Below are 14,980 nucleotides of genomic sequence, written 5' to 3' on the forward strand. Positions count from 1 at the left end.
ACGTCTGGTGTGCCCTGCATCTTCCTGCGTGAAACCGCAAGTGGCCCGGGTTCATCGTGTGCGGCGGCCCCGGAAGGTAGAGTCCGGCGGCGTGCACCTCAAGGCCCTGACCCTCCGCGGGTTCAAGTCGTTCGCCTCGGCGACCACGCTCCGGTTCGAGCCGGGCATCACGTGTGTCGTGGGACCGAACGGCTCGGGCAAGTCCAATGTGGTGGACGCCCTGAGCTGGGTCATGGGGGAGCAGGGTGCCAAGTCCCTGCGCGGCGGCAAGATGGAGGACGTCATCTTCGCCGGCACCACCGGCCGCCCCCCGCTGGGCCGCGCCGAGGTGTCCCTCACCATCGACAACTCCGACGGCGCCCTGCCCATCGAGTACGCCGAGGTCACCATCACGCGGATCATGTTCCGCAACGGCGGCAGCGAGTACCAGATCAACGGCGACACCTGCCGGCTGCTCGACATCCAGGAACTGCTCTCCGACTCCGGCATCGGCCGCGAGATGCACGTCATCGTCGGCCAGGGCCAGCTCGACTCGGTCCTGCACGCCGACCCCATGGGCCGCCGCGCCTTCATCGAGGAGGCCGCGGGTGTCCTCAAGCACAGGAAGCGCAAGGAGAAGGCCCTCCGCAAGCTCGACGCGATGCAGGCCAACCTCGCGCGTGTGCAGGACCTGACCGACGAACTGCGCCGACAGCTCAAGCCGCTGGGCCGCCAGGCCGCCGTCGCGCGCCGGGCCGCCGTCATCCAGGCCGACCTGCGCGACGCCCGCCTGCGCCTGCTCGCCGACGATCTCGTACGGCTGCGGGAGGCGCTGAAGGCCGAGGTCGCCGACGAGGCCGCGCTCAAGGAGCGCAAGGAGGCCGCCGAGCAGGAGCTGAAGAAGGCCCAGCAGCGCGAGGCGCTCCTGGAGGACGAGGTACGGCAGCTCACCCCGCGGCTACAGCGCGCCCAGCAGACCTGGTACGAACTCTCGCAGCTGGCCGAGCGGGTGCGCGGCACGGTCTCGCTCGCGGACGCGCGCGTGAAGAGCGCGACGTCGGTGCCGCCCGAGGAGCGGCGCGGCCGCGACCCCGAGGACATGGAGCGCGAGGCCGCCCGTGTCCGGGAGCAGGAGGCCGAGCTCGAAGCGGCCCTGGAGGCGGCCGAGCGGGCCCTGGAGGACACCGTCGCCCACCGGGCCGAGCTGGAGCGTGAACTCGCCCAGGAGGAACGGCGCCTGAAGGACGTCGCCCGTGCCATCGCCGACCGCCGCGAGGGCCTGGCCCGGCTGAACGGCCAGGTCAACGCCGCCCGTTCGCGCGCCGCCTCCGCCCAGGCCGAGATCGACCGGCTGGCCGCCGCCCGCGACGAGGCCCAGGAGCGGGCCGTCGCCGCCCAGGAGGAGTACGAGGCGCTGAAGGCCGAGGTCGACGGCCTGGACGCCGGCGACGCCGAACTCGGCGAGCGGCACGAGGCGGCGAAACAACAACTGGCCGACGCGGAGGCCGCGTTGACCGCGGCCCGGGAAGCGGCCACGGCGGCGGAACGCAAGCGCGCGGCGACCCAGGCCCGGCACGAGGCACTGGCGCTGGGACTGCGCCGCAAGGACGGCACGGGCATACTGCTCGCCGCCAAGGACCGCCTCAGCGGCCTGCTGGGCCCGGCCGCCGAGCTGCTGACGGTCACCCCCGGCTACGAGGCCCCGCTGGCCGCCGCCTTCGGCGCGGCAGCCGACGCCCTGGCCGTCACCTCCCCGTCGGCGGCGGCCGACGCCATCCGCATGCTCCGCAAACAGGACGGCGGGCGGGCGTCCCTGCTGCTCGCGGGAGCGGTGCCTGACACGTCCCAAAGGGGCGCGGGGAACGGCGCGCCCGGCCACGACGAACCCGCAGCCGCGGGACTGCCCTACGCGGCAGACCTCGTCCGCGCCCCCTCAGACCTCCTCCCCGCCATCCGCCGACTCCTCCACGGCATCGTCGTGGTCAACACCCTCGAAGACGCGGAAGACCTCGTCTACAGCCACCCCCACCTCACAGCGGTGACCGCCGAAGGCGACCTCCTCGGCGCCCACTTCGCCCACGGCGGCTCCGCGGGCGCCCCCAGCCTGCTGGAGGTCCAGGCCTCCGTGGACGAGGCCGCCGCCGAGCTGGAGGAGCTGGCCGTCCGGTGCGAGGAGCTGACCGAGGCGCAGCACGCGGCACAGGAGCGCCGTAAGGCATGCGCCGCCGGTGTCGAGGAGCTCGCGGAGCGCCGCCGCGCCGCCGACCGGGAGAAGTCGACCGTCGCCCAGCAGTTGGGACGGCTCGTGGGTCAGGCGCGGGGCGCGGCAGGAGAAGCGGAACGTTCCATCGCGGCCGCCGCCCGGGCGCAGGAGTCGCTCGACAAGGCACTCCAGGAGGTCGAGGAACTCGCGGAACGCCTCGCCGTCGCCGAGGAGATGCCGGTCGAGGAGGAGCCCGACACCTCGGTGCGGGACCGGCTCGCGGCCGACGGCGCCAACGCCCGCCAGACCGAGATGGAGGCCCGGCTCCAGGTCCGTACGCACGAGGAACGCGTCAAGGGACTGGCCGGACGGGCCGACTCGCTGGACCGGGCCGCCCGGGCGGAACGCGAGGCACGCGCGCGTGCCGAACAGCGCCGGGCGCGCCTGCGGCACGAGGCGGCCGTGGCGGAGGCCGTCGCCTCCGGTGCCCGCCAGCTGCTCCAGCACGTCGAGGTCTCGCTCACGCGGGCCGACGAGGAGCGCACCGCGGCCGAGGCCGCCAAGGCCCGCCGCGAGCAGGAGCTGACCGTCGCCCGCAACCAGGGCCGCGACCTCAAGGGCGAGCTCGACAAGCTGACCGACTCCGTCCACCGGGGCGAGGTGCTCGGCGCCGAGAAGCGGATGCGGATCGAGCAGCTGGAGACCAAGGCCCTGGAGGAGCTCGGTGTGGAGCCGGCCGGGCTGGTGAGCGAGTACGGTCCGCACCAGCTCGTGCCGCCCTCGCCCCCGGCCGAGGGCGAGGAGCTGCCGGAGGACCCGGAGCATCCGCGCAACCGGCCCAAGCCCTTCCACCGCGCCGAGCAGGAGAGGCGGCTCAAGGCCGCAGAGCGGGCGTACCAGCAGCTCGGCAAGGTCAATCCGCTGGCCCTGGAGGAGTTCGCCGCGCTGGAGGAGCGCCACAAGTTCCTCAGCGAGCAGCTGGAGGACCTGAAGAAGACGCGCGCCGACCTGCTCCAGGTCGTCAAGGAGGTCGACGAGCGCGTCGAGCAGGTCTTCACGGAGGCCTACCGGGACACCGCCCGCGAGTTCGAGGGAGTCTTCAGCCGGCTCTTCCCCGGGGGCGACGGACGGCTGATCCTGACGGACCCCGACAACATGCTCACCACGGGTGTCGACGTCGAGGCGCGTCCGCCGGGCAAGAAGGTCAAGCGCCTTTCCCTGCTCTCGGGCGGGGAGAGGTCGCTCACGGCTGTGGCGCTGCTGGTGTCGATCTTCAAGGCTCGGCCGAGCCCCTTCTACGTCATGGACGAGGTCGAGGCCGCCCTCGACGACACCAACCTGCAGCGGCTGATCCGCATCATGCAGGAGCTGCAGGAAGCCTCGCAGCTGATCGTGATCACGCACCAGAAGCGGACCATGGAGGTCGCGGACGCGCTCTACGGCGTCTCCATGCAGGGCGACGGTGTGTCCAAGGTCATCTCGCAGCGGCTCCGCTAACCAAATCTTCAAGAAGTAAACACAACAGGCTCGCTCGTATCTCAAAGCTCACAGTCAACCGCCTATTGACTTCGAAACTTGAAGGCATACTCTCGAAATCGTTGTTCCAACCTTCAGGTGTGAGCGGTGCTCCTCTGTGCGCCACTTGAATCTGACAGGCGCCCCCACTCCGGCAGCGACGCCGGTGGCACGAGGAGTTCGAACGTGACCAGCATTGCGCAGGCACCCAAGTCAGGAGCCGGTTCGGCTCATCCCGAGCACCTCGGGCGCGTCGTCTTCATCGCCGCGGCAGCCGCCATGGGCGGTTTCCTCTTCGGCTACGACAGCTCCGTGATCAACGGCGCGGTCGAGGCGATCCGGGACCGCTACGACATCGGCTCCGCCGCCCTCGCGCAGGTCATCGCCATCGCCCTGATCGGCTGTGCCATCGGCGCGGCGACCGCGGGCCGGATAGCCGACCGCATCGGCCGCATCCGCTGCATGCAGATCTCCGCCGTGCTGTTCACCATCAGCGCCGTCGGCTCGGCGCTGCCCTTCGCCCTCTGGGACCTCGCCTTCTGGCGCATCGTCGGCGGCTTCGCCATCGGCATGGCCTCGGTCATCGGCCCGGCCTACATCGCCGAGGTCGCCCCGCCCGCGTACCGCGGCCGGCTCGGTTCCTTCCAGCAGGCCGCGATCGTCATCGGCATCGCCGTCTCGCAGCTGGTCAACTGGGGTCTGCTCAACGCCGCGGGCGGCGACCAGCGCGGCACCCTGATGGGCCTTGAGGCCTGGCAGGTCATGCTCGGTGTGATGGTGATCCCGGCCGTCGTCTACGGCCTGCTCTCCTTCGCCATCCCCGAGTCCCCGCGCTTCCTCATCTCCGTCGGCAGGCACGAGCGTGCCCGCGAGATCCTCGGCCAGGTCGAGGGCGGCGGGGGCGAGCGTCTGGACGCCCGCGTCGGGGAGATCGAGCACGCGATGAAGAGCGAGGAGAAGTCCTCCTTCAAGGACCTGCTCGGCGGTGGCTTCTTCTTCAAGCCGATCGTCTGGGTCGGTATCGGCCTGTCGGTCTTCCAGCAGTTCGTCGGCATCAACGTCGCGTTCTACTACTCCTCGACGCTGTGGCAGTCGGTCGGCGTCGACCCGACGGACTCGTTCTTCTACTCCTTCACGACGTCGATCATCAACATCGTCGGCACCGTGATCGCCATGATCTTCGTGGACCGCGTCGGCCGTAAGCCGCTGGCCCTGATCGGCTCGGTCGGCATGGTCGTCGGTCTCGCGCTGGAGGCCTGGGCGTTCTCGTACCACCTCGTCGACGGCAAGCTGCCTGCCGCGCAGGGCTGGACCGCCCTGATCGCCGCCCACGTCTTCGTCCTCTTCTTCGCCCTGTCCTGGGGTGTGGTCGTCTGGGTCATGCTCGGTGAGATGTTCCCGAACAAGATCCGCGCCGCCGCCCTGGGGGTGGCCGCCTCCGCGCAGTGGATCGCCAACTGGGCCATCACCGCGAGCTTCCCGTCGCTGTCCGACTGGAACCTCTCCGCGACCTACGTGATCTACACGGCCTTCGCGGCGCTCTCCGTCCCCTTCGTCCTGAAGTTCGTGAAGGAGACGAAGGGCAAGGCGCTCGAAGAAATGGGCTAGGCGCTTCGCGGGCGTTGGCGCCGCGGGCCATTGGCCGTCCGCGGCGCCGTCGTGGCTGGTCGCGCAGTTCCCCGCGCCCCTTTGGGGCGCTCCCGTTCTCGAGTTCCCCGCGCCCCTTTGGGGGCGCTACCCGATCCCGAGGAGAGGGGCCAAGTCCCCGCTGCCCCTCTCCTCGTAGTTCTCAGTCCGCCAGTGCGGGCAGTACCCGTTCCGCGAACAGGCGCAGGCTGCGCCAGCCCTCGTCCACCGGCATCCCGCCGGCCAGCGGATGCAGGACGAGGTTGTCGAGGCCCAGTTGGACGCACTGCTCGGGCGTGAGGATGCGGTAGACGCCCTCGGCGCGCAGTTCGTCCACGGTCGTCGCGGCCGACTTCACCGCGGAGCGGATGTCCCCGGACTGCCAGGAGGCGTACGTGCGCGCCTCGTGCAGGAAGTGCCGGCCGTACTCGGCCCACGTCCGGTCCGGGTCCTCGGCGATGTGCAGCAGGGGCGTCTCGGCGCCCGGCATCATGGTCCAGCCCTCGGTGCCGTACTCGACGAGCCGCTCCTTGTAGTACGCCTCCAGCTGCGGCAGGTGGGCGCTGGGGAAGAAGGGCAGGCCGAGGCGGGCGGCCCGGCGGGCCGCGGCCTTCGAGGAGCCGCCGACGAGCAGCAGCGGATGCGGCTCGGTCTGCGGGCGCGGGGTGACGCGGACCGTGCGGCCCCGGTACTCGAAGGGCTCGCCCGTCCAGGCCTTCAGCAGCGTCTCCAGCACCTCGTCCTGCAGCTTTCCGCGCCGCTTCCAGTCCACGTCGAAGATCGCGTACTCCTCGGGCCGGTACCCGATCCCCGCGACCGTCACCAGCCGTCCGCCGCTGAGCAGGTCCAGTACGGCGATCTCCTCCGCCAGCCGCAGCGGGTCGTGCAGCGGGCCGATCACCGCCGAGACGGTCACCGCGACCCGGCTGGTCGCCCCGAAGACGGCGCCCGCGAAGGCGAACGGCGACGGCAGCCAGTTGTTGGCGACGCCGTGGTGCTCCTCGGTCTGCACGGTGGTGATGCCGTGCTCATCGGCGTAGGCCGCCATCTCCAGGGCCGCCCGGTAGCGGGCGCCGAGGGAGGCGGGGGTGGCGTCGGGCTCGACGAGGTTGAAGCGGACGACCGAGACGGGCATGGGGGCTCCCCTCCACCGGGCGGGTGTGGAGGGGACGTTAGCTGACGGAGTGTCAGACATCCAGAGGGGTGTCGCCGGACTCCATGACTGATACTGGACGGGTTATGGAAACCGTCATCCTTGCTGTAGTCATCGCCGTGGTCGTGCTCGGCGCGATCGGCGGGCTCGTCATCGGCACCCGGCGCAAGAAGCCGCTGCCCCCCCCGCCGCCCACCGCGCCCGACATCACCACCCCTCCCGCCGAGCCGCACGTCGGCGACGAGGCCGAGACGCCCCGCGACGAACCACGCCGGACGATAGAGGAGGTGGATCTCCCGGACGGCTCGGCGCCCGTCACCGTCGAGGAGCCGCCCTCCCTCGAAGTCCCCGAGATCGAGGTCCCCGAGCCGACCGCCGGCCGGCTCGTGCGCCTCCGTGCCCGTCTCTCCCGCTCCCAGAACGCACTGGGCAAGGGTCTGCTCACGCTCCTGTCGCGCGAGCACCTGGACGAGGAGACCTGGGAGGAGATCGAGGACACGCTGCTCGCCGCCGACGTCGGGGTGGCCCCCACCCAGGAGCTGGTCGACAGCCTGCGCGAGCGCGTCAAGGTCCTCGGCACCCGCACCCCCGCCGAGCTGCGCACCCTGCTGCGCGAGGAGCTGGTGAAGCTGGTCGGCACCGACCTGGACCGCACGGTCAGGACCGAGCCCGAGAGCAGCAAGCCGGGCATCGTGATGGTCGTCGGGGTCAACGGCACCGGCAAGACCACCACCACCGGCAAGCTCGCCCGCGTCCTGGTGGCCGACGGCCGCAGCGTCGTGCTGGGCGCCGCCGACACCTTCCGTGCCGCCGCCGCCGACCAGCTGCAGACCTGGGGCGAGCGGGTGGGCGCCTACACCGTGCGCGGGCCCGAGGGCGGCGACCCCGCCTCCGTCGCCTTCGACGCGGTGAAGGAGGGCAAGGAGATGGGGACCGACGTCGTCCTCATCGACACCGCCGGACGCCTGCACACCAAGACCGGGCTGATGGACGAGCTCGGCAAGGTCAAGCGCGTCGTCGAGAAGCACGCCCCGCTGGACGAGGTCCTGCTGGTCCTGGACGCCACGACCGGGCAGAACGGCCTGGTGCAGGCGCGGGTGTTCGCCGAGGTCGTCGACATCACCGGCATCGTGCTCACCAAGCTCGACGGCACGGCCAAGGGCGGCATCGTGGTCGCCGTCCAGCGCGAGCTGGGCGTGCCGGTCAAGCTGGTCGGCCTCGGCGAGGGCGCGGACGACCTGGCGCCGTTCGAGCCGGAGGCGTTCGTTGACGCCCTTATCGGAGAGTGAGACCACCTCCCGCCGCTGGTACGTGCACGAAGAAGCGCCCGCCTCCAAGGTGCAGTTGGAGAGCGGGCGCTTCGCTGTGCGCGGCTGCGGCGCGGGGCTGTGTCGTACGGCTACGCCCGTGACCGATGGGCGACGTAGGCCAGGGTCCCGAGCAGCAGGCGGGCCGCGGGTGGCTTCGAGGCCGAGTCGAGGGCGGGCGGGCGCAGCCAGCGCGCCGGGCCGCGGCCGCCGCGGTCGGACGGCGGGGCCGTGATGTACGTACCGGGTCCGAGGCCGCGCAGGTCGAGGGAGTCCGCGTCGTCCCAGCCCATGCGGTAGAGCAGTTCGGGCAGTTCGGCGGCGGCGCCCGGGGCGACGAAGAACTGGACGCGGCCCTCGGGGAGCGCGCTGACCGGGCCGAGCGGCAGTCCCATGCGCTCCAGGCGGATCAGCGCCCGGCGGCCGGTGGGTCCGGCCACGTCGATGACGTCGAAGGTCCGGCCGACGGCGAGCATGATCGAGGCGCCGGGGTAGTCGCTCCACGTCCTGACCACTTCGTCGAGCGTGGCGCCGGCCGTGACCTCGGGCGCGAACTCCAGGGGATGCGCCCCCGGTTCGCCGCAGTCCACCCGGCCGCACGAACAGGCTCCTCCCGCGGCCCGTGCGCCTGCTACGACGTCCCAGCCCCAGAGCCCGGTGAACTCGGCGACGGCGGTGCACTCCGAGGAGCGGCCGCGCCGACGCGAGCCGGAGCGGATCTCGCGGATGCCGCCGATCGTGAAGCCCATACCCCCTCCAACGGGTCCGACGCGTCGCTGGTTACGACGCGGATGCGGATCGTGACCCTGTGTATCCGCGGGGCATCCCCTCCGCTTGGTCCGGGCGGCGCCGGAGGTGTCCCGGGTGGTGAACTCGGCGGCGCGCGCCCCTGAGTGCACCGCTCCGCCTACTCCCGATCGGTCTATGTCAAGTGAATCGCGGAGTGGCCACCGTGAGTTCATTCGAAGGGGTGGCGAATGGTGGCGTTTCCGGGATCGCCATGGCTGGACGGGTGATCGTAGGATTACTTTGAGTGCACGAGTCCTGGGGGCACATGCACTCGTGGGTATGCCGGAGGCAAGTCGGTATCCCGTTCGAAGGGTGAGAACTGGCGGACGGAGGACCGTATTTACCGGCATTCTGATAGGGCTTGGCGCACTCGGCGACAAGTGGTCTCAGGGATGGGGGCGTTCCAGTGAGCGGCAGCGACGGCAGCGGGACGACCGCGACCAGCACGGACAAGCGCCCCAACGAGCTGCTCACCTCGTGGTTCGTGCGCAGCGGCTGGTCGAAGGGCGAGCTCGCCCGTCAAGTCAACCGCAGGGCGCGCCAGTTGGGGGCCAACCACATCTCCACGGACACCTCCCGGGTGCGCCGCTGGCTGGACGGCGAGAACCCCCGCGAGCCCATCCCCAGGATCCTCTCCGAGCTGTTCTCCGAGCGCTTCGGCTGTGTGGTCTCCGTCGACGACCTCGGCCTGCGCACCGCACGCCAGTCACCCTCCGCGACCGGCGTCGACCTGCCCTGGACGGGCCCGCAGACGGTGGCGCTGCTCAGCGAGTTCTCGCGCAGCGACCTGATGCTGGCGCGGCGCGGCTTCCTCGGGACCTCGCTGGTCCTGTCCGCGGGCCCGTCCCTCATCGAGCCCATGCAGCGCTGGCTGGTGCCCACGTCCCAGACCGCGCAGACGGAGCCCGAGCAGCCGTCCGCGTCCCGCCGCCCCGGCCGGCTCTCCCGGCCCGAGCTGGACCTGCTGGAGTCCACGACGGTCATGTTCCGCCAGTGGGACGCCCAGTGCGGCGGCGGTCTGCGCCGCAAGGCGGTCGTCGGCCAGCTGCACGAGGTGACCGACCTCCTCCAGGAGCCCCAGCCCGAGGAGACCACCAGGAAGCTGTTCAAGGTCGCCGCCGAACTCGCCGAGCTGGCCGGCTGGATGTCGTACGACGTGGGGCTCCAGCCCACCGCCCAGAAGTACTTCGTCCTCGCCCTGCACGCCGCCAAGGAGGCGGGCGACAAGCCGCTCGGCTCGTACGTCCTGTCCAGCATGAGCCGCCAGATGATCCACCTCGGCCGGCCCGAGGACGCCCTGGAGCTGATCCACCTCGCGCAGTACGGCAGCCGGGACTGCGCGAGCCCGCGCACCCAGTCGATGCTGTATGCGATGGAGGCCCGCGCCTACGCCAACATGGGGCAGCCCGGCAAGTGCAAGCGAGCCGTGCGGATGGCCGAGGACAACTTCGCCGACGTCGACGAGTGGGACCAGCCGGACCCCGACTGGATCCGCTTCTTCTCCGAGGCCGAACTGCACGGCGAGAACAGCCACTCCTACCGCGACCTCGCCTATGTCGCGGGCCGCAGCCCCACGTACGCCTCGCTCGCCGACCCCGTGATGCACCGGGCCGTCGAGCTGTTCTCGAAGGACACCGAGCACCAGCGCTCGTACGCACTGAACCTGATCGGTCTCGCCACGGTCCATCTGCTGCAGCGCGAGCCCGAGCAGAGCGCGGTGCTGGCCGAGCAGGCGATGCACATCGCCAAGAAGGTCCGCTCCGAGCGCGTGAACACTCGTATCCGAAAGACCGTCGACACCGCCGTACGGGACTTCGGCGAGCTGGCCGAGATCGTCGACCTCACCGAGAAGCTCGCCATCGAACTCCCGGAGACCGCCGAGGCGGTCTGAACCCCCAGACCCCGGCCGCGGCCGGCCCTCCCGAACTGCCCGACTCGGCTCCCCCATGCCAGGTCATCGGAAGGCCGTCCGCGGCCGGTTTCTTTCCTTCTCCGAAGGTTGCGCCAGGATAACGATCTACTGGGCCGGCATCCGGCAGTTCATCGAGGCGTAACACACACGGCGCCTTCGTCACGGCGGCGAAACAACGAGGGGCTTCCACCGAAACCGTGCTGCGCCAATCTCATGGCGCATAACCGGCCCACCCCTCATGCCCGCTTCAGGCTTCGCCCGCACGGGGCCGTACCAACGACGAGGAGACGCCGATGGCACCAGCCATCACGCTTGCCGCAGACAAGCTGTCTGCCGCCAACACAGGCTTCATGCTCATTGCTTCCGCTCTGGTGCTGATCATGACCCCCGGCCTCGCCTTCTTCTACGGAGGCATGGTCCGCGTCAAGAGCACCCTCAACATGCTGATGATGAGCTTCATCAGCATGGGCGTCATCACCATCCTGTGGGTGCTGTACGGCTTCTCCATGGCGTTCGGTACGGACCACGGCTCGCTCATCGGCTGGACCGGCGACTACGTCGGCTGGGCCGGGATCGACAAGATGGACATCTGGTCCGGCTACACGATCCCGGTCTTCGTGTTCGCCGTCTTCCAGATGATGTTCGCGATCATCACGCCCGCGCTGATAAGCGGTGCCATCGCGGACCGCGTCAAGTTCACGGCCTGGACGCTGTTCCTCATCCTGTGGGCCACGGTCGTGTACTTCCCGGTCGCCCACTGGGTCTGGGGCACCGGCGGCTGGGCGTTCGAACTGGGCGTGATCGACTTCGCCGGCGGTACGGCCGTCCACATCAACGCCGGTGCCGCGGCACTCGGCGTGATCCTCGTCATCGGCAAGCGCGTCGGCTTCAAGAAGGACCCGATGCGCCCGCACAGCCTGCCGCTGGTGATGCTCGGCGCCGGTCTGCTGTGGTTCGGCTGGTTCGGCTTCAACGCCGGCTCCTGGCTCGGCAACGACGACGGCGTCGGCCCGCTGATGTTCGTCAACACCCAGATCGCCACCGCCGCCGCCATGTGCGCCTGGCTCGCCTACGAGAAGATCCGTCACGGCGCGTTCACCACGCTGGGCGCCGCCTCCGGTGCCGTCGCGGGCCTGGTCGCCATCACCCCGTCCGGCGGCGCGGTCTCCCCGCTGGGCGCCATGGCGGTCGGAGCCATCGCCGGTGTCGGCTGCGCCGCGGCCGTCGGCCTGAAGTACAAGTTCGGCTACGACGACTCCCTCGACGTCGTCGGCGTCCACATGGTCGGCGGAGTCCTCGGCTCCCTGCTGATCGGCTTCTTCGCCAGCGGCAAGGGCCAGTCCGACGTGCAGGGCCTCTTCTACGGCGGCGGCCTGGACCAGTTCTGGAAGCAGTGCGCCGGTGTCTTCGCCGTCCTCGCCTACTCCCTGATCGCCTCCGCGATCCTCGCCTTCCTGCTCGACAAGACCATCGGCATGCGGGTCAGCGAGGACGAGGAGATCTCCGGTATCGACCAGGCCGAACACGCCGAGACCGCATACGACTTCAGCGGCGCGGGCGGCGGCGCCGCACGCACCGCCGTGCCCGCCGGTGCCGCGGCGCCCCAGAGCAAGAAGGTGGACGCATGAAGCTCATCACCGCCGTCGTCAAGCCGCACCGGCTCGACGAGATCAAGGAGGCCCTGCAGGCCTTCGGAGTCCACGGCCTGACGGTCACCGAGGCGAGCGGTTACGGTCGTCAGCGGGGACACACCGAGGTCTACCGCGGTGCCGAGTACACCGTCGACCTGGTGCCCAAGATCCGTATCGAGGTCCTCGCCGAGGACGACGACGCCGAGCAGCTGATCGACGTCATCGTCAAGGCGGCCCGGACCGGCAAGATCGGTGACGGCAAGGTCTGGTCGCTCCCGGTGGAGACGGCCGTCCGGGTCCGGACCGGCGAGCGCGGCCCGGACGCGCTCTGACCGAGGAAGAACAGGAGTCGCTGGGTGACGGGTACGGACGCGCGCAAGGAAGCAGAGGACTCGGGACCCAGCGGCTACGCGGCGGCCCGGCTGCATCTCCTCACCGAGGGGAAGCAGTCCGGGCCGCCGCGCCGTGCGGCCCTGTCCGAGCTGACGGACGACTGGCTCTCGGGGCTCTTCGACGCGGGCGCCGAGGGTGCGCGGGGAGTCTCCCTGGTCGCCGTCGGCGGCTACGGCCGCGGTGAGCTCTCCCCGCGCAGCGACCTGGATCTGCTGCTGCTGCACGACGGCGGCGACACCAAGGCGGTCGCCGCCCTGGCCGACCGCATCTGGTACCCCGTCTGGGACCTCGGCCTCGCCCTGGACCACTCGGTCCGCACCCCCGCCGAGGCGCGCAAAACAGCCGGTGATGATCTCAAGGTCCAGCTCGGTCTGCTCGACGCCCGGCACATCGCGGGCGACCGCGGCCTCACCGCCTCGCTGCGCACCGCGGTGCTCGCCGACTGGCGCAACCAGGCCCCCAAGCGGCTGCCCGAACTGAAGGAGCTGGGCGCCGAGCGCGCCGAGCGCCAGGGCGAGCTGCAGTATCTGCTGGAGCCGGACCTCAAGGAGGCCCGCGGGGGGCTGCGCGACGCCACCATCCTGCGCGCCGTCGCCGCCTCCTGGCTGGCCGACGCCCCGCGCGAGGGCCTCACCGAGGCACGGCGCCGGCTGCTCGACGTACGCGACGCACTGCATCTGACGACGGGCCGCGCGACCGACCGGCTCGCCCTCCAGGAGCAGGACCAGGTCGCCGCCGAGCTCGGTCTGCTCGACGCCGACACCCTGCTGCGGGAGGTGTACGAGGCGGCGCGGGTCATCTCGTACGCCAGCGACGTCACCTGGCGCGAGGTGGGGCGCGTGCTCAGATCGCGGGCCGTACGGCCGCGGCTGCGCGCCATGCTGGGCGGCGGGAAGCCGGTCGCCGAGCGGTCGCCGCTCGCCGAGGGCGTGGTCGAGCAGGAGGGCGAGGCCGTGCTCGCCCGTGCCGCGCGCCCCGAGCGCGACCCCGTACTGCCGCTGCGCGCCGCGGCAGCCGCCGCACAGGCCGGCCTCCCGCTCTCCCTGTACGCCGTACGGCGCCTGGCGGCGACCGTGCGCCCGCTGCCCACGCCCTGGCCCGCCGAGGCCCGCGAACAGCTCGTGACGCTGCTCGGCTCGGGCTGCCCGACCGTCGACGTCTGGGAGGCGCTGGAGGCGGAAGGGCTGATCACCCAGCTGCTTCCGGACTGGGAGCGGGTGCGCTGCCGCCCGCAGCGCAACGCCGTGCACATCTGGACCGTCGACCGGCATCTGATCGAGACCGCCGTGCGCGCCGCCGAGTTCACCCGCCGCGTGCACCGCCCCGACCTCCTGCTGGTCGCCGCGCTGCTGCACGACATCGGCAAGGGCTGGCCCGGCGACCACTCGGTGGCCGGCGAGATCATCGCCAAGGACGTCGCCGCCCGCATCGGCTTCGACCGCGACGACGTGGCCGTGATCGCCGCTCTCGTACGCCATCACCTGCTGCTCGTGGACACGGCCACCCGGCGCGACCTGGAGGACCCGGCCACCGTCCGCTCGGTCGCCGAGGCCGTCGGCAGCCAGTCCACGCTGGAGCTGCTGCACGCCCTGACCGAGGCCGACGCGCTGGCCACCGGCCCGGCCGCCTGGTCGTCCTGGCGCGGCTCCCTCGTCGCCGACCTGGTCAAACGGGTCTCCGCGGTGCTGGCCGGAGACGTCCCCGACGAGCCCGAGTCCGCCGCGCCGACCGCCGAGCAGGAACGGCTCGCCCTGGAGGCGGTCGCCACCGGCAGCCCCGTGCTCGCGCTGCGGGCGCAGACCGAGCCGCCGACCCAGGAGCAGCCGCCCGGCGACCCGGAGCCGCTCGGCGTGGAGCTCCTCATCGCCGTACCGGACCAGCCGGGCGTGCTGCCCGCTGTGGCCGGCGTCCTCGCCATGCACCGGCTCACCGTCCGCACCGCCGAACTGCGCGCCCTGGACCTGCCGGACGGCGTCGAGGGCGCGGTCCTGCTGCTGAACTGGCGGGTCGCCGCCGAGTACGGCTCCCTGCCGCAGGCCACCCGGCTGCGCGCCGACCTGGTCCGCGCCCTCGACGGCTCCCTGGACATCGCGGGCCGTCTCGCCGAGCGCGACGCCGCCTACCCGCGCCGCCGGGGCGTCGTCGCCCCACCGCCCCGCGTGACCGTCGCCCCTGCCGCCTCCCGCCTGGCCACGGTCATCGAGGTACGCGCCCAGGACGCCCCGGGCCTGCTCTTCCGCATCGGCCGCGCCCTGGAGGACGCCCACGTACAGGTCCGCAGCGCCCACGTCTCCACCCTGGGCGCGAACGCCGTGGACGCCTTCTATGTGACCGGCCCGGAGGGCGCGCCGCTGCCGGGTGAGGAGGCGGCGGCGGTGGCGGGGAAGCTGGAGGAGATGTTGCGGGCGTGAGGTGCCGTGCCCTGCGGGGCGCGCGTGTGCAGGTCCGCGGCGCGGCGGGCGTGACTCGGCC

The 14,980-nt window shown here is 71.5% G+C and carries 9 protein-coding genes; 7 read left to right on the forward strand and 2 right to left on the reverse strand.

The features are described from left to right. Window positions 1–91: 91 nt before the first annotated feature. Both smc and MQN93_RS33055 read left to right on the forward strand, forming a co-directional pair. Window positions 92–3,679 (forward strand): chromosome segregation protein SMC, encoded by a 3,588-nt coding sequence (gene smc, locus MQN93_RS33050; RefSeq protein WP_242712437.1) that lies wholly within the window; start codon window positions 92–94, stop codon window positions 3,677–3,679. A 204-nt stretch (window positions 3,680–3,883) separates the two neighbouring features. Then, entirely contained in the window at window positions 3,884–5,305 is a 1,422-nt protein-coding gene (locus tag MQN93_RS33055) for a sugar porter family MFS transporter (protein WP_016432417.1), read from the forward strand. A gap of 181 nt (window positions 5,306–5,486) precedes the next feature. Here the strand turns inward: MQN93_RS33055 and MQN93_RS33060 are convergent, their stop codons facing one another. Then, window positions 5,487–6,458, reverse strand: a complete 972-nt coding sequence (locus tag MQN93_RS33060; RefSeq protein ID WP_242712438.1) for an LLM class flavin-dependent oxidoreductase — start codon at window positions 6,456–6,458, stop codon at window positions 5,487–5,489. 104 nt (window positions 6,459–6,562) lie between these two features. On the opposite strand from MQN93_RS33060, the gene ftsY reads away from it, so the two are divergent. Next, complete coding sequence (gene ftsY / locus MQN93_RS33065) at window positions 6,563–7,765, forward strand: signal recognition particle-docking protein FtsY (protein ID WP_016432415.1); 1,203 nt, start codon at window positions 6,563–6,565, stop codon at window positions 7,763–7,765. A 110-nt stretch (window positions 7,766–7,875) separates the two neighbouring features. Here the strand turns inward: ftsY and MQN93_RS33070 are convergent, their stop codons facing one another. Further along, complete coding sequence (locus tag MQN93_RS33070) at window positions 7,876–8,532, reverse strand: bifunctional DNA primase/polymerase (protein WP_242712439.1); 657 nt, start codon at window positions 8,530–8,532, stop codon at window positions 7,876–7,878. Window positions 8,533–8,978: 446 nt separating this feature from the next. Between MQN93_RS33070 and nsdA the strand changes: the two genes are divergently transcribed. The 4 genes from nsdA to MQN93_RS33090 all read left to right on the forward strand — a co-directional run bounded on the left by nsdA (window position 8,979) and on the right by MQN93_RS33090 (window position 14,919). Further along, window positions 8,979–10,463, forward strand: a complete 1,485-nt coding sequence (gene nsdA, locus MQN93_RS33075) for a transcriptional repressor NsdA (protein WP_242712440.1) — start codon at window positions 8,979–8,981, stop codon at window positions 10,461–10,463. Between the two features lie 314 nt (window positions 10,464–10,777). Continuing rightward, complete coding sequence (locus MQN93_RS33080; protein WP_242712441.1) at window positions 10,778–12,112, forward strand: ammonium transporter; 1,335 nt, start codon at window positions 10,778–10,780, stop codon at window positions 12,110–12,112. Continuing rightward, complete coding sequence (locus MQN93_RS33085) at window positions 12,109–12,447, forward strand: P-II family nitrogen regulator (RefSeq protein WP_003997576.1); 339 nt, start codon at window positions 12,109–12,111, stop codon at window positions 12,445–12,447. Before MQN93_RS33080 ends, MQN93_RS33085 begins: the two co-directional genes overlap by 4 nt. Window positions 12,448–12,471: 24 nt before the next feature. Further along, window positions 12,472–14,919, forward strand: coding sequence for a [protein-PII] uridylyltransferase (locus tag MQN93_RS33090; protein ID WP_242712442.1), 2,448 nt, complete (start codon window positions 12,472–12,474; stop codon window positions 14,917–14,919). The last annotated feature ends 61 nt before the right edge of the window (window positions 14,920–14,980 follow it).

Origin of the sequence: Streptomyces spinosisporus (genome assembly GCF_022698145.1) — a bacterium.
In the GTDB taxonomy this organism is placed as follows: domain Bacteria; phylum Actinomycetota; class Actinomycetes; order Streptomycetales; family Streptomycetaceae; genus Streptomyces; species Streptomyces spinosisporus.